Raw genomic sequence first — 19,430 nt, forward strand, 5'->3', positions numbered from 1 at the left:
GTCAGCGCGGGAGGAACGGGAGGACGAACAGGAAAGCGCCGAAGGCGACCAGCGCCGCCGAGGCGACGCGGTGCAGCCGGCGCCCGCGCAGTCTTCGGGCCAGGCGCGTGCCGAGCAGGGTGCCGGCGCCGGCCAGTACGCCGAGGACGCTGCCGAGTCCGAAGTGGACGGATCCCTGCGCGGCGTAGCCGAGCGTCGCGAACCCCACGAGCGGGAGCTGGATCAGCTGCCCGGCCGCGATCGTCGTCAATGCCGGCACGCCGAGCGCCAGCAGGACCGGCACGAGCAGCACCGGGCCGCCGGTGCCGGTCAGCGCCGAGCCGAACCCGACGGCCGCGCCCACCGCTGCGGCGGCGGGCGCGGGCAGCTCGCGGGATTCCCGCGGGCGCGACCAGAGGTTGAAGGCGCCGGACCCGGCGGTCACCGTGGCCAGGAACAGCCAGAGGACCGTCGCCGGGACGACGCCGTTCACCAGGGCGCCGGCGGCCGCGGCCGGTGCGGCCCCGAGCGTGAGCCATCCGCCGAAGCGCCACGGCATGGCCTGGTGCCGCGCGTAGGCCGTGGTGCCGACGATCCCGGTGAACAGGAAGCACCAGCTGCTGGTGCCCGCCGCCGCGTGGACGTCGAGGCCGGCGAACCAGGTGAGCGCGGGCGGCAGGAGGACGCCGCCGATGCCGATCGTCCCGATGAAGACGCCGACCGGCACGGCCAGCAGCAAGACGGCTAACACGGCCCGAAATGCTCGCGAAGCCGGTGCCGGACCGTGCCGGTGATCCCTTCCACGGATCGACCGTAACCCGGATGTGCGGGGCAAGTCGTGACGCGGGGCCGGACCTCGCGCGGTGCCCGCCCGGATGAGACGCAGGCCACATCCGGTGCCCGCGGGCGAACAGCGCGGGGGTGTCCGGACAAGAGCCGGTATGCACAAGGGGAACGCGATGCTGCTGGCCGGGGCCTGTGCCGGCGCGGTGGCGGCGATGCTCGTCGCGGCCGCGGCGGTCCGGTCGCCGGGACCCGCCGTGGCGGCCGGACCACCACCGCCCGTCGCGCCGTCCTTCACGACGAGCGTGGCCACCACGGCGACTTCGGCACCGCCGGAGACCTCGGCGAAGCGGCAGCCGGTGCCCGACGGCGCCTCGCTGGCGGCGCTCGCGCCCGGCCGGCTCAGCGTCCTCGTCCGCGATCGCACATCCGGCCGCGACGTCGTTTCGTACCGTCCGGGCGCGCTCTACACGTCCGCGTCGCTGGTCAAGCTGCTCATCGCGATGGAAGCGCTGCGGCAGGGCGTGCCCGCCGACGTCGTCGCCGAGATGCTCTCGCGCAGCGACGACGACGTCGCCGGCCGGCTCTGGGCGAAGCTGGGCGGGCCCGCGATCGTGCTGTCGTGGGCCAAGCGGATCGGCATGACCTCGACCCGCCCGCCCGCCGACGCCACCCACTGGGGCGCCACCCTCGTCACCGCGACCGATGTGACGCGGTTCTACGCGTACCTGATGGACGAGGTGCCCGCGGGCATCCGGCAGGTCGTCCTGCGCGCCCTCGACGGCGCCACCGAACACGGCACGGACGGCTTCGACCAGTTCTTCGGCATCCCGGACGCGGTCAAGGCGGCGGACTGGGCGGTGAAGCAGGGCTGGTCCTGCTGCGACCCGGGCCGCAACCTGCACACCAGCGGGCTCGTCGGCGGGCGCCGCTACATCGTCGTCGTCCTCACCGCCCAGCCCGCCACGACTTCCTGGGCGACGGCCACCCAGCGCGTCACGGCGGTCGTGAAAGCGCTCTCCGGCCCACTCGGCTGGTCCTGACGCGCCCGGCGTCCGCCGGTGACGGCCCGTTCGGCGGTACGGTCTCGGGGTGGTGAGGCAGCGCGAGGCGGAGGGAGCCAGGGTGGTGGACCGGGCGAAGCCGGGGGAGCAGGTCAGGACGTCGGCCCCGGGACCGCGGCAGCCCAGCCTGGCCGACGTCGCCGGCCTGGCCGGGGTGTCGCACATGACCGTCTCGCGCGTGGTCAACGAGAGCGGGCCGGTGCGCCCGGAAACCCGCGAGCGGGTCCTGGCCGCGGTGCAGAAGCTCGGGTACCGGCCCAACACCGCGGCGCGGACGCTGGTCACCGGCCGGTCGGGGACACTCGGCGTGGTCGCACTGGAATCGAACCTGTACGGGCCGGCGAGCACCCTGTACGGCATCGAGAACGCGGCGCGCGAAGCCGGGTACGGCGTCGCGATCTGCAGCGTCACGCGCCCGGGCCGGACGTCCATCGGCGACGCGGTGGAGAGCCTGCGCCGCCAGGCGGTCGAGGGAATCGTCGTGATCGCCCCGCACGTCACGGCCGGGCGCGCTCTCGCGGCGGTCCCCGCGGACATCCCGGTGGTGGCGGTCGGCGGCGGGAAGTCGGCGCCGGTGCCGGTGATCTCGGTCGACCAGTACGACGGCGCCCGCCGCGCCACCGAGCACCTGCTGGCCCTGGGGCACCGGACGGTCTGGCACGTCGCCGGGCCGGAGGACTGGCTGGAGGCCCGCGACCGCGAACGCGGCTGGCGCGAGACCCTGGAACGGCGCGGCCTGCGGGTGCCGGCGGTCGTGCGCGGCGACTGGAGCCCGCGGTCGGGCTACGAGGCGGGCCGGGCGCTCGTCGGGAAGCGCGGGCTGAAGGCGGTGTTCTCGGCCAACGACCAGATGGCGCTGGGGCTGCTGCGCGCGTTCACCGAGGCGGGGATCCGGGTCCCGGAGGACGTCCACGTCGCGGGCTTCGACGACGTCCCGGAGGCGGCGTACTTCCCCCCGCCGCTGACGACGGTCCGGCAGGACTTCATCGAGGTCGGCCGGAAGACGTTCGGGCTACTGGAAGACCGGATGGCGGGCGGTGACGTCCGCGCGCGGCACCTCGTGCCCGCCGAGCTGATCGTGCGGGAGAGCACCGGCCCCCGCTGAGCGTCGCGAATGACTCGTTCAAGACATCCGGTGCGAATGTTAGCGCTAACACGACGTCGGCATTGATCCATCCCGGTGTTGTATCTTGACCGCTTCTGTGTGATCGGCAAAGGATCGTGTTCGGTTCTGGTCCCTGACGCCCGGAGGTCCCCGCATGCGTGCCGTCGTCCGGACTCTGCTCGTCGCCGTGCTCGCCCTGGTCGGGGTGACCGTCCCGCAAGCCACGGCCACACCGCCGGCGAAGGCCGCGCACACCGTCACCTACGACGGCTATTCCTTCCTGGTCGACGGGAACCGGACCTACCTGTGGTCGGGGGAGTTCCACGCCTACCGCCTGCCCAGCCCCGATCTCTGGCTCGACATCTTCCAGAAGATGAAGGCCGCCGGGTTCACCGCGACCTCCCTCTACTTCGACTGGGGCTACCACTCGCCGCGCCAGGGCGTCTACGACTTCACCGGCGTCCGCGACCTGGACAAGCTCCTCGACCTGGCGCAACAGGCCGGGCTCTACGTCATCGCGCGGCCCGGCCCCTACATCAACGCCGAGGTCGACGGCGGCGGCTTCCCGACCTGGCTGTCCACCACGCCCGGCCACACGCGCAGCGCCGACCCGGTCTACCTGAAGTACTCCGACGAATGGCAGACGCAGATCGACCGGATCCTGCAGCGCCACCAGCTCACCAACGGCACCGGCAGCGTGCTCGCCTACCAGGTCGAGAACGAGTACTACAACGGCAACGCCGACGGCCGCGCCTACATGCAGCACCTCGAGGACAAGGCCCGCGCCGACGGCATCACGGTTCCCCTGGTGGGCAACAACAACGGCACCTTCAACGCCGGGGACGCCGCGCTCGACGTCGACGCCGCCGACTCCTACCCGCAGGGCTTCGACTGCTCGAACCCGACGCGCTGGAACGGCGTCCCGGACATCAGCTACGACCACGTCCCCGGCAAGCCGCTGATCACCGCCGAGTTCCAGGGCGGCGCCTTCGACCCGTGGGGCGGCCCGGGCTACCAGAAGTGCGCGCAGCTGATCAACGACCAGTTCGCGAACGTGTTCTACAAGCAGAACATCGCCGTCGGCGCCACCGGCCAGAGCTTCTACATGCTGCACGGCGGCACGTCGTGGGGCTGGAGCGCGATCCCGCAGAACTACACCTCCTACGACTACGGCGCCGCGATCACCGAAGGCCGCCAGTTCGACCCGAAGTACGACGAGGACAAGCTGATCGGGTACTTCACCCAGTCCGTGGCGCCGCTGACCAAGACCGACGGCCTGGCGAGCGCGCCGCTGACCGATCCGGCCCTCACCGACACCGCCCGGATCAACCCCGACACCCGCACGCAGTTCCACACCCTGCGCCACACCGACTCGACGTCCACCGCCACGAACACCACCAGCCTCGCGCTCGACCTCGCGGCGCACGCCGGCTACACCTACGACGACCGCGCCACCGAGGTCGGCTACACCGGCACCTGGAGCCACGTCGGGCCTGAGGTGAACTACACCGGCGGCGACTACCAGCACACCGAGTCGTTCTCGGAGGTCACCGGCGACAGCGTCGGCATCCCGTTCACCGGCACCGGGATCCGCTGGGTGACGTCGAAGGACCCGAGCCACGGCATCGCCGACGTCTACCTCGACGACGCGAAGGTCAGCACGGTCGACCTCTACGCGGGCAGCAAGCAGAACCAGGTCACCGGCTACGAGGTGCGCGGCCTGCCCGCCGGCGCGCACACGCTGAAGATCGTCGTCACCGGGCAGAAGAACGCGAAGGCCACCGGGCCGTTCGTCGTGGTGGACGCCGTCGACCTGCTGTCGGGCAGCAGCGACTACTACCCGGTCGTCCCGCAGCAGGCCGGCACCGGGATCACGCTGAACGGCCGCCAGTCGAAGATCGTCGTCGCCGGGTACGACCTCGGGCGGACGCGGCTGCAGTACTCGACGTCGGAGATCATGACGAACGCGGCCATCGGCGGCCGTGACCTCGCCGTCCTCTACGGGGACGAGGGCGGGCCGGGCGAGACCGTCCTGAGGTTCGCGCAGCAGCCCACCGTCCAGGTCCTCGGGGGCAGTGCGACGTCCACTTGGGACGCCGCCCGCGGCGACCTGCGGCTGAACTACACCCACGACGGCCTGACGCGGGTGCTCGTCACCGCGCCCGGGCAGCGGCCGCTGCTCCTGCTGCTCGCGGACAAGGCGACGGCGGCGACGTTCTGGCGCCAGGACTCCGCCGCGGGCCCGGTGCTGGTCCGCGGCACGCACCTGGTGCGGACCGCGGCCGACGACCACGGCACCCTCGCCCTGACCGGCGACACCGGCACCGATGGCACGTTCGAGGTCTTCGCGGCCGAGAAGTCGTTGTCGTGGAACGGATCCCGCGTCGCGACGCAGCCGACGCCGAGTGGCAGCCTGGCCGGCACCGCGCCGGCGGCCAAGGCCGTGACGCTGCCCGCGCTGACCGGCTGGAAGCACCAGCAGGAGTCCCCGGAGAGCCAGCCGGGCTTCGACGACTCGGCGTGGCCGGTGGCCGACAAGGACACCACCAACAGCTCGACGGCGCTCGGCACGAAACCGGTGCTCTTCGCCGACGACTACGGCTTCCACACCGGCAACACGTGGTACCGCGGCCGGTTCACCAGCGACGGCAAGCAGACCGGGATCACGCTGTCGAGCCAGAGCGGCGGCCCGGCCGGCGCGTTCTCGGCGTGGCTCAACGGCGTCTTCCTGGGCAGCTCGACCGATCCGCAGCACACGTTCGCCTTCCCGGCCGGTGCGCTGCGTCCGGGGGACAACGAGATTTCCGTGCTGACCGTGAACATGGGGCACGAGGAGGACTACGGCGCGAACAACGGCAACAAGGCCGCGCGCGGGCTCACGTCCGCGCGGCTGACCGGGTCGCCGCTGACGTCGGTGACCTGGCGGCTGCAGGGCGTCCGCGGCGGCGAGACCGGCCTCGACCCGGTCCGCGGGCCGCTCAACACCGGCGGCCTCTACGGCGAGCGGGCGGGCTGGTCGCTGCCCGGCTTCCCCGACGGGCGCTGGACGTCGACGTCGCTCCCCGCGAAGGACACCACGCCGGGCGTGTCCTGGTACCGGACGACCGCGGACCTGGATTTGCCCCGCGGCCAGGACACCTCGCTCGGCCTGACGATCACCGACGACCCCGCGCGGCAGTACCGGGCGCTGCTCTTCGTCAACGGCTGGCAGCTCGGGCAGTACGTCAACCACCTCGGGCCGCAGCACAGCTTCCCGATCCCGAACGGCGTCCTGAACCCCCACGGACACAACACGATCGCCGTCGCGGTGTGGAACCTCGACGGCAGCACGGGCGGCCTCGGCACGATCGCGTGGACGAACTACGGCAGCTACCGCTCGCCGCTGACGGTGCAGCAGAACGCCTCGCCCGGCTACGACCCCGGGCGCTACGCGATGCCGTCGGCCCCGACCGCGGCCGTGTTGCTGAGCGCGCCGGACACGGCCTCGGGCGGACAGCGGTTCACCGCGTCGGCGACGGTCCGGGTGCCCGCGGGCGCACCTCCGGCGTTCGACGTGAAGCCGGTGCTGAGCGCGCCCGCCGGGTGGACGGTCGGCGCGGCGTCGCCGCCGTCGGTGGCGCGGATCGACGGCGGCCGGTCGGCGACCTTCACCTGGCCGGTCACCGCTCCCTCCACAGTGGACACCGCCGCGCTGAAGGTGGCGGTGGGCTACCGGCAGGCCGGTCACCCGGGTGCGGTCTCGGACGAGCGGATCGTCGGTGCGGTGCCTCCGGCGCCGCCCGCCGGGCAGGTCGCGGTCAGCTCGCTGCCGTTCCTCACCGCGACGAACGGCTGGGGCCCGGTCGAGCGCGACACGAGCAACGGCGAAGCGAGCGCGGGCGACGGCAAGCCGATGACCATCGGCGGCGTGGCCTACGCGAAGGGCCTGGGTGTCCACGCGGCGAGCGACGTCCAGGTCTACCTGGCGGGCGCGTGCAGCCGGCTGACGGCGTCGGTGGGCGTCGACGGCGAAACGGGCACGGGCGGCAGCGTGAGCTTCAGCGTTTCGGTGGACGGCGCCACGCGGGTGACGACGCCGGTGGTCCGCGGCGGCCAGGCGGCGGTCCCGCTCGACGTCGACGTGACCGGCGCCCAGGTCCTGGACCTGCTGGTGGCCGACGGCGGCGACGGCAACGGCAACGACCACGCGGACTGGGCGCTGCCGACGCTGACCTGCGCTACGCCGCCCGCTCGGTGACCGCGGGCAGGGCCCGGAGGAAGAAGGTGGCGCGGACCTCCCGGCGTTCGCGCCACAGGTGGTACAGCGCCAGCCCGAAGATGATCGAGCCCAGGACGTTCGCGACGAAGTGCCACCAGACGCGGTACGTCGTCAGGCCGGGGCCGGGGTCGAGCAGGCCGAAGAACGTCGACAGGCCGACGGCCCGCGAGCCGAAGGCCACCGACAGCGTCAGGACCAGGTGCTCGAGTCCGTGCAGGCCCTGCATCCAGACGCCCATCTTCGCCCAGCGGCGGGCGCGCGTGCCCCGCGCCCGCCGCGTGATCACCATGACCCCCGCCAGCCCGGCCAGGAAGAGGAAGTTGCCGGTCAGGTGCAGCAACTCCATGCCGAACGTCTTGCGGTCCGGCAGCAGCAGCTGCAGGCCGTTCGCGAGCCCGGTGCCCCACGGCGTCATCCACGCGGGCGCGTTCGGGTGCCCGAGCCAGTAGCCGACCTGCGCGACGTGCTCCTGGACGTGGCCGAGCTGGCCGAGCACGCCGGCGCCGATCACCGCGACCGAGCCGCGGTACACCCACGGCCGCACCGGCCCGCGGTTCGCGTACGCCAGCACGCCGACCGCGGCCCACATGGCCAGCGCCCAGAGCACCAGCAGCACCGCCCCCGCGACGTCCCAGCCGGACATCGCCTCCATCGGCATCGTCATGGCCGCCTCCCGTCCGCGTCCCGGCTCAGGCTAGCCGCGGACCGGGGCGTCCTACGTCTTCCTCCGTGCGCCGGCGAACCGGGCAAACCGTTACACCGCAATGATTTCCGGCTCAAGCGAGGACAAGCCGGACGGCCAGGGCCGTGATCACCGCGCTCGACGCGAGCGCCGTCACCAGCCGGCCACGCGGCCCGGTCAGGACGCGCCCGAGCAACGCCCCGCCGCCGGCCAGGAGCGCTTGCCAGCTCGCCGAGGCGGCGAACGCGGCGAGCACGAACACGACCTGGCCGAGCGCCGACACCGCGGTGCCGGCGCGGTCGCCGACGACCAGGGCGGTGAAGTAGACGACCGTGGCCGGGTTCACCAGCGTGATGCCGAGCAGGCTGACGTACGCGCGGCCGGGCGCGAGCGGCGTCACGGGCCGGGCGGTGGCGTCGCGGTGCGACCGCAGCGCCAGGACGGCGCCCCGGACGGCCAGCACGACCAGGATCCCGGCCGACGCCAGCCGCAACGGCCCGGCGGCCGGCGCGATCACCCCCGCGATCGCCGCCCCGCCGAGCACCGCCACCAGCGCGTACACGCCGTCGGCGGTGGCGACGCCGAGGGCCGCGGCCAAGCCGGTCCGCAGCGACGTGCGGGCGGTGAGCGCGACGAGGTAGGTCCCGACGGCGCCGACCGGGATCGCGATGCCGTAGCCGGCGAGCAGGCCGGCGAGCAGCGCGCCCGTCACGGCGCCGAGGTGATCGACCTCCGCGGACGGCACGGCTGCTGCCGGACCGGCGCGGTGGTCGCGGCGACGGTCGGCGGGAGCGGCGTGCGAGAGGTCGTCATGCGCAGAGGGTGCCGTCGGCGCGGCCGTTAGGGCAACCGGATTTCCCAGCCGGTGCGCGCCGGGCAGCTGTGCTTGAATCGGCCGGAGGGCGGGGCCGACGCGAGGAAGGGCTTTCACGATGCGGGTCGACCTGAGCGGGAAGACGGCGCTGGTCACCGGGTCCACCCAGGGCATCGGCTCGGCGATCGCGGCGGGGCTCGCCGCCGCGGGCGCGCGGGTCGCGGTCAACGGCCGGAGCGAAACCGGGGTCGCGAAGGCCATCGCGCGCCTGAAGGAGGACCTGCCGGACGCCGACCTGATCCCGGCCCCGGGCGACGTCTCGGAGGAGGCCGGCGCGGCCCAGGTCGTCGAAGAGGTGCCCGACGCCGACATCCTCGTCAACAACCTGGGCATCTTCGGCGCGCAGGAGCCCCTCGAGATCACCGACGCCGAGTGGCGGCGCTACTTCGAGGTCAACGTCCTGGCCGCGGTGCGGCTGACTCGCGCGTACCTGCCCGGCATGACCCAGCGCGGCTGGGGCCGGATCCAGTACATCGCCAGCGATTCGGCGGTCGTGATCCCGGCCGAGATGATCCACTATGGAGTGTCGAAGACGGCCCTGCTCGGCGTCTCGCGCGGGTTCGCCAAGCACGCGGCGGGCACCGGCGTCACGGTCAACGCCGTGATCGCGGGGCCGACGCACACCGCCGGCGTCGAAGAGTTCGTCTACGAGCTGGTGGACAAGGACCTGCCGTGGGACGAGGCCCAGCGGGAATTCATGAAGAAGCACCGGCCGCAGTCGCTGCTGCAGCGCCTGATCGAGCCGGAGGAGATCGCGAACCTGGTGGTGTACCTCAGTTCCCCGTTCGCCTCGGCGACCACGGGCGCGGCCGTGCGCGCCGACGGCGGGTACGTCGACTCCATCGTCCCGTAAGGCCCGCTCCCGCCCGGTGTTCCGCGGCCGGGCGGGATGTGCGTCGCCGGGGTACCCCGCGCAGGGGTCGCCCGGACGGGCGCGCCGACTGTCCCGATCGGCCCGCTTGGTTCATGATCGATTTCATGGACCACATCGAGACACCGGTGAAACCCGCCCGGGGCCTGCGCCGGGTGCTCCTCGCCGCGGCGGCGGGCGCGCTGCTCGCCGCCGCGGCGTGGGTGGCACTCTGGCTGGCCATGCACCTGTGACGCTACGGCGTGAGCCGGTCCGAGGTCGCTAGCCGGTGACGCTCGGCGCGCCCGTCTCGAGGTGCCCGCTGAACCGGCGGAGGAACTTCGGGTCGGCGTCGAGCGTCGCCGACAGGTCGTACCAGCCGTTCCCGTAGGCCACCGGGTTCCAGTCGTCCGACACGGTCTGGCCCGCGGCCAGCGGGTAGGTCCACGGGCCGTCGGTGCGGTAGTGGTTCGCCGTCACCGTGATTGTCACGGTCGTCGTGCCGCCGTTGCGCATCGTCAGGCGCAGCTTGTTCTCCGTCGTGTAGCCGCCGAGGACGTCGACGCCCGCGCCCGCGCTGTTCGCGTCCCCCGCGAGGACCCAGCGGAACCGGTTCGGCCCGTGCACCGCGACGCCGTACTTGCCGCCGCCGTAGCGCTGGATCCGCCAGGTGTCGCTGACCTGCGCCCCGGACGCGACGTCGTAGGGCCAGGGGCCGTCGGCCTGGCCGTCGTTGCGGTAGGCCATCAGCTGGACGGCCGCGGTGCCCTGGTTGGCGAACGTCGTGGTGAGGATCTGGTGGTCCGCGCTCAGCGACGTCGTCACGAGCGGCCGGTAGGGGAGCGCGCGGGCCGGGCGGGTGCCCGCTTCCTGCACCGGGACCTGCTGCTTCCCGGTCGCGGGCGGCGCCGGCTTCGGCAGCTTCTGCTGGGTGTCGTCGGCCTGCTTGCGCAGCGCGGCGGTGTCGGGCAGCAGGGGGATCTGCACGTTCGGGGTGCCGAAGTCGAAGCACGTCATCAGGTCGCCGCAGACCGCGCGGCGCCACGCGCTGATGTTCGGCTCGGCGACGCCGGTCCAGCGTTCGAGGAAGCGGATCACCGAGGTGTGGTCGGTGACCTCGGAGCTGATCCAGCCGCCGCGGCTCCACGGCGAGATCACCGTCATCGGCACCCGCGCGCCGAGCCCGATCGGCTTGCCGGCGATGTACTCGCCCGCGGTCCCGGACGGCGCGACCGGCGGGGCGACGTGGTCGAAGAAGCCGTCGTTCTCGTCGTAGTTGATGAGGACCACTGTGGACTCCCAGAGCTTCGGGTTGGCCCACAAGGCGTTCAGCACGGTCTGGGTGTACGCGGCGCCGTCGACCGGGCGCGCTTCGGGGTGTTCGCAGTAGCCGTACGGCGCGACGATCCACGAGACCTTCGGCAGCGACCCGCTCGCGCAGTCGGCCTTGAACTCCGCGAGGACGTGGTCGACGTCCTTGCCCTGTCCCGAATCCGGCCCCCAGGTCTTGAACACGCTGGCCCGCTTCGACAGATCGGAGCCGTAGTCCTGGTGGTAGGCCTTGAAGAGCCACAACGGGTTGTCGCCGTAGTCGCCGACGAACGAGCCGCCCGCGTCGCCGACCTCCTTGTTGGCGTAGACCTTCCACGAAATCCCGTGCTGCTGCAGGCGTTCCGGGTAGGTCGTCCAGCTGAAGACCGGCTGGTAGTCGGCGGGGTTGTAGTTCGCCGGGCCGCCGGCCTGGCCGGCGGCGTCGATGGTGCCGGTGAACAGGTAGAGCCGGTTGGGCGTGGTCGGGCCCTGCACCGAACAGAAGTAGTGGTCGCACAAGGTGAACGCGTCGGCCAGCGCGCGGTGGAACGGGAGGTCGCCCTGGTCGAAGTAGCTCATGGTCATTTCGCCCTTGGCGGCCACCCACGCGTTGTTCGCGCCGCCGGCGATCGCCTGGTGCTGGTCGGCCCAGCCGTGGCCGAGGTCGCCGAGGTCCTGACCGTCCACTTTGGTCGTGTCCACCCGGAACGGCAGGAGGTACCTGCCGTCGCTGCGCCCGGAATCGGGCTGGTGGAAGACGTCCTGGCCGCTCGGCTGCACGATCGCCGAGCGGTCGCCGTAGCCGCGGACGCCCTTCATCGTGCCGTAGTAGTGGTCGAACGAGCGGTTCTCCTGCATGAGGACCACGACGTGCTCGACGTCGGACAGGCTGCCGGAGACGCGGGGTTCGGCGAGCGCCTCGGCCATGCCGGGCGGCAGGGCGCCGAGGGCGCCGGCGGCGGCGACCCCGCCGAGGAAGCTGCGGCGGGTGAACTGGTGCGGATCGGCCATCACGGGAGCCTCCAGGGGGACCTCGGCAGGGCAGCGCCAGCCTAGGTGATCGAAGTTGTTCGGAAACACCGACGTTCGGACGTAATCGCGCACTGGATGTTCATGCGGTGTTCGGTTCTCGGTGCGGCTGCGTGACACTTTCCGGTGACCCGGACGTGAACCCGCGCCCGAGGGGGAATCTCTTCCAGCACAAACCCCTGGCACACAGGGGAGATAGCGGAAGGAGAGCACGATGAAGATCCGGATCGCTTCCTGGGCGACGGCCGCTGCGCTCACGGTTTCCGCGGTGGTCGCCGCGGCGGCCCCGGCATCGGCCGACCCGGTGCCGGGCAACCCGAACCAGTTCTACGCCTACTGCTCGGTCGACCTGCTCGGGGTGCCGGTGGCCTGTACCGAGACCGACGCGGCCCACGCGTCGCACATCTGCCAGTACGTCCTCACCGGCGTCGGCCTCGGCCTCGACTGCATCCAGCGCTGAACCGGCGTACGGTGCCCGAAAGTACCCGGTGGTCCGGACCATCGGGTACTCGTCGGAAAATGTCCGACCGGATAGCCTTGTTCTTCGCCAGGGACCCGTTCATACTTTGTTGTCATCCACAACAAATAGGGTGCCGGTGAGCCGCCAGCCGTCGCCCGCGGAACGGAAGGGGCGACGACGATGTCGACCAGGAACTCCGCCCGATGGCGGCGGACCGTACGCCTGCTGATGGCGCCCGCGGCGCTGCTGATGGCCGGGGCCGTGGTGGCCGCACCGCAGAGCCAAGCCGCACCCGCCTCCACCCAGGCCTCCTTCAGCGACGACTTCGACGGCCCGGCGGGCAGCGGGGTCGACGGCTCGAAGTGGGTCCACGAGACCGGCGACAACGTGAACAACCACGAGCGGCAGTGGTACACCGACGGCACCGCCAACGCGGCGCTCGACGGCCAGGGCCACCTCGTGATCACCGCGAAGAAGGAGAACAGCGGGAACAACTGCTGGTACGGCCCCTGCGAGTACACCTCGGCCCGGCTCAACACCTCCGGCAGGTTCACCGCTTCGTCCGGGCACATCGAGGCCCGGATGAAGCTGCCGCGCGGGCAGGGCATGTGGCCCGCGTTCTGGATGCTCGGCTCGGACATCGGCAGCGTCGGCTGGCCGCAGTGCGGCGAGATCGACATCATGGAGAACGTCGGGTTCGAGCCGAACACGGTGCACGGCACCATCCACGGCCCGGGCTACTCGGGCTCGGCCGGGATCGGCGCGGCCTACACCGGGCCGAACTTCTCCGACGACTTCCACACGTACGCGATCGACTGGTCGGCCGATCGCATCGTCTGGTCGGTCGACGGCAACGCCTACCAGACCCGCACCCCGGCCGACGTCGGCGGCAACCAGTGGGTGTTCAACCACGACTTCTTCGTGATCCTGAACCTCGCGGTCGGCGGCTACTGGCCGGGCGACCCCGACGGCAGCACCCAGTTCCCGCAGCAGCTCGTGGTCGACTACGTCCACGTGAGCTGAGGGACCAGACCAGCGGGACCGGTCTCTCGCCGCGCGCGGCGGTGAGGGGCCGGTCCCGCGCCACGTCTTCTGGTACAGAACCGGGACACTTCTGGTTCAGACCTGTCGACCAACTCCGACGGCCCGGCGATCTTCCCCGGACACAGTGACGGTGCGCGCTCACGAAGCGCCCCGGCACCCGGAGGAGAACCATGGCCCGTACCCGCATCCCACCCGTCGCCGGTGGCCTCGCCGCCGCCGTCGCGGTGGCCCTCGCCGCGGCCTGCTGGGTGCTCTTCCCGCCGACCGTCGCGGGCCGGGCGAGTGCCGCGCGGCCCGCCGTCGACCTGCCGTTGCCGTGGCCGTCCGAAGGGCAGGCGAGCGCCGAGGTGCAGGGCCTCGGCTCGCTCGGCAGCCGCGGGGAGCAGCGGCCGGTGCCGATCGCCAGCGTCACCAAGGTGATGACCGCCTACGTCGTGCTCAAGGACCACCCGCTGGCCGCGGGCGAAGCCGGGCCACGGATCACCGTCGACGAACAGGCCGAAGCCGAGTCGACCTCGGCCGAGGAGTCGACCGTGGCCCTGCGGGCCGGGCGGCAGGTCAGCGAGCGGGACCTGCTGGCGCTGATGCTCGTCCCGTCCGGCAACAACGCCGCCCGGCTGCTCGCCCGCTGGGACGCCGGCAGCCAAGCCGACTTCGTCGCGAAGATGAACCGCGAGGCCGCCGCGCTCGGCATGACCGACACGACCTACACCGGCGCCAGCGGCGTCGAGGATTCGACCACCAGCACCGCCACCGACCAGCTGCGCCTGGCCCGCGAAGTGATGCGCAACGCCGTGATCCGCGAGATCGTCGCCACGCCGAGCCTGCGCGTCGACGGCGTGCCCGGTGTCGTCAACACGAACACCCTCCTCGGCCGGGACGGCGTGATCGGGCTGAAGACCGGTTCGTCGACCGCCGCCGGCGGGGCGCTGATGTGGGCCGCGAAGGGGCCGGGCGACCAGCTCATCCTCGGCGTCGTCCTGCACCAGCACCCGGGCGGCAGCCCGGCGCAAGGGCTGAGCGCCGCGCTCGAGAACAGCCGGACGCTCATCGCCGCGATCCAGCGGGAACTGCCGGCGGCCACGCGATGACCGCGGTGCTCGAGACCGCGCCGGACCGCGCGACCTGGCGCCGCGGCCGGGTCGTCGCGGGGTTTTCCGCGTTGACGGCACTGCTCCTGCTCGCGCATTCGCTGGTGCCCAACCGGGTGGGCAACGCCGGCAGCCTGCTGGAGACGTTCCTGCCGTGGACGGGCCTGCTCGTGCTGCCGCTGCTCGTCGCGGCCCTGGCCCGGCGGTCGGCGCTCGCGCTCGTGTCGCTGCTGCTGCCCGCGCTGGTCTGGGGCGGGTTCTTCGGCGGCAGGCTGGTCGACCGGACGGGAGCCGGCGGCGACCTGACGATCGTCTCGCACAACGTCAACGACGAGAACCCGGACCCGGCCGGCACCGCGCGCGCCCTGGCCGCCTCCGGCGCGCAGGTGATCGCGTTGGAGGAGCTGAAGAAGTCCGAGATCCCGAAGTACGAGGACGCGCTCGCGGCCCGCTACCCCAACCACTCGGTGCAGGGGACGGTCGGGATCTGGAGCACGTTCCCGATCCGCGACACGCGACCGGTGGCGATCATGCCGTGGACCCGCGCGCTCCGGACCACAGTGGACACTCCGCGGGGCCCGCTTGCGGTGTTCGTCGCGCACCTGCCGTCGGTCCGGGTCCGGCTCGACTCGGGCTTCACGGCGAACGGCCGTGACGAAGCGATCGGCCTCCTCGCCGAAGCCGTGGCGGCGGAGTCGTCGCCGCGCACGGTGCTGGTCGGCGACTTCAACGGCACGGCCGACGACCGGAGCCTGGCGCCCGTCACCGCGCGGATGCGGTCGGCGCAGGACGAGGCCGGGGACGGCTTCGGGTTCAGCTGGCCGGCCGGGCTGCCGCTGGCGCGGATCGACCAGGTCTTCGTGACCGGGGTGCGGCCGGTGGCGTCGTGGACGTTGCCCGCGACGGGCAGCGACCACCTCCCGGTCGCGGCCTCGCTCGCTCTGTAACGGCGCTTCAAAACCCGCGAACATGCGCCCTGAACACCGCGGTCGGGAACACCCGGTGATTAACAAACAGCCTTTCCCGCAGGTCCAGCCGCGAAGCCACGAACCGCGTGCCCTCCGGCGCACGTGACTAGACCGTTACGCGCGCCGGACTTGACCCCGCGGGTGTTATCGCTAACACTGACTCCTCGCCGTCACCGGAACGGGTGACGGCGACCACGTCGAAGCGGACGAAAGGGGACGCCGGTGGCCGAACGACCCCGCTCCGGCGGCCCCGTCAGGGTGCCCGCCGCCGGTACGCGGCAGCCCAGCCTGACCGACGTCGCGGGCGTGGCGGGCGTGTCGCACATGACCGTCTCCCGCGTCATCAACGGGACCGGTCCGGTGCGCCCGGAAACCCGCGCCCGGGTGCTCGCCGCCATCGAAGAACTGGGCTACCGCCCGAATTCCGCGGCTCGCGCGCTCGTCACCGGGCGCACCGGCACGCTCGGCGTCGTCGCGCTCGAGTCCAACCTCTACGGTCCGGCCAGCACGCTCTACGGCATCGAGAACGCCGCCCGCGAAGCCGGGTACGCGATCACGATCTCCAGTGTCAGCCGCCCCGGCCGGTCGTCGATCGCCGACGCGGTGGAGAACCTCCGCCGCCAGGCCGTCGAAGGCATCATCGTCATCGCCCCGCACGTCACCGCGGGCCGCGCCCTGGAGGCCGCGCCCGCGGACTTCCCGGTCGTCGCCGTCGGGGGCGGCGAGGCCGCGCCGGTCCCGGTCATCTCCGTCGACCAGCGCGACGGCGCCCGCCGCGCCACCGAGCACCTGCTGGCCCTGGGGCACCGCACCGTCTGGCACGTCGCGGGCCCGGAGGACTGGCTGGAGGCCCGCGACCGCGAACTGGGCTGGCGGGAAACCCTGGAGCGCCACGGCGCGAACGTCCCGAAGGTGATCCAGGGCGACTGGAGCTCGCGCTCCGGCTACGAGGCGGGGCGATCCCTCGCCAAGGAGCACGACCTGGACGCCGTCTTCGCCGGCAACGACCAGATGGCGCTCGGCCTGCTGCGCGCGTTCGCCGAGGCCGGCATCTCCGTGCCGCGGGACGTGCGCGTTGCGGGCTTCGACGACGTACCCGAGGCGGCGTACTTCACGCCGCCGCTGACCACGGTGCGCCAGGACTTCATCGAAGTCGGCCGGCGCACGTTCGGCCTGCTCACCCAGCGGATGGACGGGGGCGACCGGCACGCGCGTGCCCTGGTCGTGCCCGAGCTGATCGTCCGCGAGAGCACCGGGCCGCGTTAGCGCCCCACCTGAGAACCAGCTCCGAATGTTAACGCTAACAACAATGATCACCGTCGATCGAGGAGTGAACGTGCTGAAGAAGCGATGGGCCGCCGCGGCGGCCGCAGCCGCCGCAGTAGTGGGCCTGGTGCTGCTCACCGCCTGCGGGAGTGGTGGCTCCTCCGGTGGCTCCGGCGGGGCGATCACCCTCGGGTTCGCCCAGGTGGGCGCCGAGAGCGGGTGGCGGACAGCCAACACCAAGTCGATCCAGGACTCGGCGAAGGCCGCCGGCATCGAGCTGAAGTTCTCCGACGCGCAGCAGAAGCAGGAGAACCAGATCTCCGCCATCCGCTCCTACATCCAGCAGAAGGTCAAGGTCATCGCCTTCTCGCCGGTGGTGGAGTCCGGCTGGGACACCGTGCTCAAGGAGGCCAAGACGGCCAACATCCCGGTCATCCTCACCGACCGGGCGATCGACTCGCCGGACAAGTCGCTCTACAAGACCTTCCTCGGCTCGGACTTCATCGCCGAGGGCAAGAAGGCGGGGGAGTGGCTGACCAAGGAGTACGCGAACACGACCGGCCAGGTCAACATCGTCGAACTGCAGGGCACCACCGGCTCGGCGCCGGCGAACGACCGCAAGAAGGGCTTCGGGGACGTCATCGCGGCGGACCCGAAGTACAAGATCGTCGCCTCGCAGACCGGTGAGTTCACCCGCGCCAAGGGCAAGGAGGTCATGGAGGCCTTCCTCAAGTCCCAGCCCAAGATCGACGTCCTGTACGCGCACAACGACGACATGGCTCTCGGTGCCATCGAGGCGATCGAAGCCGCGGGCAAGGTCCCGGGCAAGGACATCAAGATCGTCTCGGTCGACGGCGTCAAGGACGCGCTGACGGCGCTGGCCGACGGCAAGATCAACCACGTCGTCGAGTGCAACCCGCTGCTCGGCCCGCAGCTGATGGACCTGGTGAAGAAGGTCGCCGCCGGTGAGTCGGTGCCCGCGCGCATCGAGACCCAGGAGACCGAGTTCGACCAGGCGTCGGCGAAGGCCGCCCTGCCGCAGCGCCAGTACTGACCACCGCCTGCGGGTCGTGAGTGAGAAACAGGGTTAGAACACTGTTTCTCACTCACGACCACCCGCACCGAGCATCAAGTTCCCGGAGTACGCAATGCCAGCACCGATGGTGCGGATGAGTGGTATCCGCAAGGAGTTCCCCGGCGTCCTCGCGCTGGACGACGTCGCGTTCCGGATGTTCCCCGGCGAGGTCCACGCCCTGATGGGCGAGAACGGCGCCGGGAAGTCCACCCTCATCAAGGTGCTGACCGGCGTGTACGGGGTGGACGCGGGCACGATCGAGCTGGACGGCGAGCCGGTCGCCTTCAGCGGGCCCGGGGAGGCCCAGCGGGCCGGCGTCAGCACGGTCTACCAGGAGGTCAACCTCTGCCCGAACCTGTCCGTGGCGGAGAACGTCTGCCTCGGCCGGGAGCCCCGCCGCCTCGGCCGCATCCAGTGGGGCCCGATGCGGCGGCGGGCCGAGGAGCTCCTCGCCCGGCTGGACGTCCACGTGGACGTCTCGGCCGAGCTGAGCACCTGCTCGATCGCCGTCCAGCAGCTGGTCGCGATCGCCCGCGCGCTCGACGTCGAGGCGCGGGTCCTGGTGCTCGACGAGCCGACGTCCAGTTTGGACACCGGCGAGGTCGAGCGGCTGCTGCAGGTCGTCCGGTCCCTGCGCGAGCAGGGGCTGGCCATCCTGTTCGTCTCGCACTTCATCGACCAGGTCTTCGCCGTCGCCGACCGGATGACCGTGCTGCGCAACGGAAAGCTCATCGGCGAGTACCGCACCGCGGACATCACGCCGGTCGAGCTGGTCACCAAGATGATCGGCAAGGAGCTGCAGGTCCTCGAAGACCTGGAGGACTCCGGGCCGACCCGGGCCGAGGTCGCCGGCGCGCCGGTGCTGCTGGCCGCCGAGGACCTCGGCCGCAAGGGCGGCGTCGCACCGTTCAGCCTCGACATCCACGCCGGGGAGGTCGTCGGGCTGGCCGGCCTGCTCGGCTCCGGGCGCACCGAGCTGGCCCGGCTGCTCTTCGGCGCCGACCACGCCGACAGCGGGTCGGTGACGATCGACGGCAGCGTCACGCACCTGCGGACCCCGCGGGCCGGGCTCGACCACCGGATCGCGTTCCTCTCGGAGAACCGCAAGTCCGAGGGGCTCGTCGAGGAACTGACCGTCCGGGAGAACATCGTCCTCGCGCTCCAGGCCTCGCGCGGCTGGGCGCGGCCGCTGTCGCGCCGCCGTCAGGACGAGATCGCGCAGAAGTACATCAAGACGCTCGACATCCGGCCCGCCGACCCCGAGGCCCTGGTCGGCAACCTGTCCGGCGGCAACCAGCAGAAGGTCCTGCTGGCGCGCTGGCTCATCACCGAGCCGCGGCTGCTCATCCTCGACGAGCCCACCCGCGGCATCGACATCGGCGCCAAGACGGAGATCCAGCGGCTGGTCACCCGGCTCTCGGCCGACGGCATGGCCGTGCTGTTCATCTCCGCCGAGCTGGAGGAAGTCCTGCGGCTGAGCCACCGCGTCGTCGTGCTGCGCGACCGGAAAGTGGTGGCGCAGCGGGAAAACCTGGGGCTCACCGCGGACGACATCATGGCCACGATGGCCGAAGGGGTGCAGGCGTGAAAG

15 protein-coding genes and 1 pseudogene are annotated in these 19,430 nt (G+C 72.0%); 12 read left to right on the forward strand and 4 right to left on the reverse strand.

Annotated features, from left to right (window positions below; translation table 11 throughout):
• Position 1 precedes the first annotated feature (1 nt).
• Positions 2 to 928, reverse strand: coding sequence for a sulfite exporter TauE/SafE family protein (locus OG738_RS32745; RefSeq protein ID WP_329046815.1), 927 nt, complete (start codon positions 926 to 928; stop codon positions 2 to 4).
• On the opposite strand from OG738_RS32745, the gene OG738_RS32750 reads away from it, so the two are divergent.
• The 3 genes from OG738_RS32750 (at position 921) to OG738_RS32760 (ending at position 7,168) form a co-directional block, all read left to right on the forward strand.
• Positions 921 to 1,805, forward strand: a complete 885-nt coding sequence (locus OG738_RS32750) for a hypothetical protein (RefSeq protein ID WP_329046817.1) — start codon at positions 921 to 923, stop codon at positions 1,803 to 1,805. The genes OG738_RS32745 and OG738_RS32750 overlap by 8 nt on opposite strands.
• Before the next feature lie 82 nt (positions 1,806 to 1,887).
• Positions 1,888 to 2,931 carry a LacI family DNA-binding transcriptional regulator gene (locus OG738_RS32755; protein ID WP_329056908.1) on the forward strand — a complete coding sequence of 348 codons (1,044 nt, stop codon included), beginning with the start codon at positions 1,888 to 1,890 and terminating at the stop codon, positions 2,929 to 2,931.
• Between the two features lie 154 nt (positions 2,932 to 3,085).
• Entirely contained in the window at positions 3,086 to 7,168 is a 4,083-nt protein-coding gene (locus OG738_RS32760) for a beta-galactosidase (RefSeq protein WP_329046819.1), read from the forward strand.
• Here OG738_RS32760 and OG738_RS32765 read toward each other — a convergent pair.
• Entirely contained in the window at positions 7,149 to 7,853 is a 705-nt protein-coding gene (locus tag OG738_RS32765; protein WP_329046821.1) for a DUF6008 family protein, read from the reverse strand. The genes OG738_RS32760 and OG738_RS32765 overlap by 20 nt on opposite strands.
• 112 nt (positions 7,854 to 7,965) lie before the next feature.
• Complete coding sequence (locus tag OG738_RS32770; protein ID WP_329046823.1) at positions 7,966 to 8,583, reverse strand: LysE family transporter; 618 nt, start codon at positions 8,581 to 8,583, stop codon at positions 7,966 to 7,968.
• A gap of 220 nt (positions 8,584 to 8,803) precedes the next feature.
• Here OG738_RS32770 and OG738_RS32775 point away from each other — a divergent pair, with 220 nt between their 5' ends.
• Entirely contained in the window at positions 8,804 to 9,598 is a 795-nt protein-coding gene (locus OG738_RS32775) for an SDR family NAD(P)-dependent oxidoreductase (protein ID WP_329046826.1), read from the forward strand.
• A 125-nt stretch (positions 9,599 to 9,723) separates the two neighbouring features.
• Complete coding sequence (locus OG738_RS32780; RefSeq protein ID WP_329046827.1) at positions 9,724 to 9,849, forward strand: hypothetical protein; 126 nt, start codon at positions 9,724 to 9,726, stop codon at positions 9,847 to 9,849.
• Positions 9,850 to 9,877: 28 nt separating this feature from the next.
• Here the strand turns inward: OG738_RS32780 and OG738_RS32785 are convergent, their stop codons facing one another.
• Positions 9,878 to 11,917 carry a phosphocholine-specific phospholipase C gene (locus OG738_RS32785; RefSeq protein ID WP_329046829.1) on the reverse strand — a complete coding sequence of 680 codons (2,040 nt, stop codon included), beginning with the start codon at positions 11,915 to 11,917 and terminating at the stop codon, positions 9,878 to 9,880.
• Positions 11,918 to 12,149: 232 nt separating this feature from the next.
• Here OG738_RS32785 and OG738_RS32790 point away from each other — a divergent pair, with 232 nt between their 5' ends.
• The 7 genes and pseudogenes from OG738_RS32790 to OG738_RS32820 all read left to right on the forward strand — a co-directional run bounded on the left by OG738_RS32790 (position 12,150) and on the right by OG738_RS32820 (position 19,427).
• The gene (locus OG738_RS32790; RefSeq protein ID WP_329046831.1) at positions 12,150 to 12,395 is read left to right on the forward strand and encodes a hypothetical protein; all 246 of its coding nucleotides are present in this window, start codon (positions 12,150 to 12,152) and stop codon (positions 12,393 to 12,395) included.
• A gap of 180 nt (positions 12,396 to 12,575) precedes the next feature.
• Positions 12,576 to 13,415: pseudogene (locus tag OG738_RS32795) on the forward strand (glycoside hydrolase family 16 protein); the annotation flags it as partial.
• A gap of 194 nt (positions 13,416 to 13,609) precedes the next feature.
• Positions 13,610 to 14,530 carry a D-alanyl-D-alanine carboxypeptidase family protein gene (locus OG738_RS32800; RefSeq protein WP_329046833.1) on the forward strand — a complete coding sequence of 307 codons (921 nt, stop codon included), beginning with the start codon at positions 13,610 to 13,612 and terminating at the stop codon, positions 14,528 to 14,530.
• A complete protein-coding gene (locus OG738_RS32805; RefSeq protein ID WP_329046834.1) occupies positions 14,527 to 15,477 on the forward strand; it encodes an endonuclease/exonuclease/phosphatase family protein in 951 nt (316 codons plus the stop codon). Before OG738_RS32800 ends, OG738_RS32805 begins: the two co-directional genes overlap by 4 nt.
• 243 nt (positions 15,478 to 15,720) lie before the next feature.
• Entirely contained in the window at positions 15,721 to 16,764 is a 1,044-nt protein-coding gene (locus tag OG738_RS32810) for a LacI family DNA-binding transcriptional regulator (RefSeq protein WP_329046836.1), read from the forward strand.
• A gap of 43 nt (positions 16,765 to 16,807) precedes the next feature.
• Positions 16,808 to 17,818, forward strand: a complete 1,011-nt coding sequence (locus OG738_RS32815) for an ABC transporter substrate-binding protein (RefSeq protein WP_442875827.1) — start codon at positions 16,808 to 16,810, stop codon at positions 17,816 to 17,818.
• Between the two features lie 106 nt (positions 17,819 to 17,924).
• A complete protein-coding gene (locus tag OG738_RS32820) occupies positions 17,925 to 19,427 on the forward strand; it encodes a sugar ABC transporter ATP-binding protein (RefSeq protein WP_329056910.1) in 1,503 nt (500 codons plus the stop codon).
• Positions 19,428 to 19,430 lie beyond the last annotated feature (3 nt).

This window comes from Amycolatopsis sp. NBC_01488 (assembly GCF_036227105.1).
Lineage (GTDB): Bacteria > Actinomycetota > Actinomycetes > Mycobacteriales > Pseudonocardiaceae > Amycolatopsis.

Excerpts from the sequence above, each read along its gene's own strand:
- OG738_RS32805 (WP_329046834.1), top strand. The coding sequence starts at position 14,527 with ATGACCGCGGTGCTCGAGACCGCGCCGGACCGCGCGACCTGGCGCCGC.
- OG738_RS32800 (WP_329046833.1), top strand. The coding sequence starts at position 13,610 with ATGGCCCGTACCCGCATCCCACCCGTCGCCGGTGGCCTCGCCGCCGCC.
- OG738_RS32785 (WP_329046829.1), bottom strand. The coding sequence starts at position 11,917 with ATGGCCGATCCGCACCAGTTCACCCGCCGCAGCTTCCTCGGCGGGGTC.
- OG738_RS32780 (WP_329046827.1), top strand. The coding sequence starts at position 9,724 with ATGGACCACATCGAGACACCGGTGAAACCCGCCCGGGGCCTGCGCCGG.
- OG738_RS32765 (WP_329046821.1), bottom strand. The coding sequence starts at position 7,853 with ATGACGATGCCGATGGAGGCGATGTCCGGCTGGGACGTCGCGGGGGCG.
- OG738_RS32760 (WP_329046819.1), top strand. The coding sequence starts at position 3,086 with ATGCGTGCCGTCGTCCGGACTCTGCTCGTCGCCGTGCTCGCCCTGGTC.
- OG738_RS32775 (WP_329046826.1), top strand. The coding sequence starts at position 8,804 with ATGCGGGTCGACCTGAGCGGGAAGACGGCGCTGGTCACCGGGTCCACC.
- OG738_RS32790 (WP_329046831.1), top strand. The coding sequence starts at position 12,150 with ATGAAGATCCGGATCGCTTCCTGGGCGACGGCCGCTGCGCTCACGGTT.
- OG738_RS32750 (WP_329046817.1), top strand. The coding sequence starts at position 921 with ATGCACAAGGGGAACGCGATGCTGCTGGCCGGGGCCTGTGCCGGCGCG.
- OG738_RS32815 (WP_442875827.1), top strand. The coding sequence starts at position 16,808 with ATGATCACCGTCGATCGAGGAGTGAACGTGCTGAAGAAGCGATGGGCC.
- OG738_RS32820 (WP_329056910.1), top strand. The coding sequence starts at position 17,925 with ATGGTGCGGATGAGTGGTATCCGCAAGGAGTTCCCCGGCGTCCTCGCG.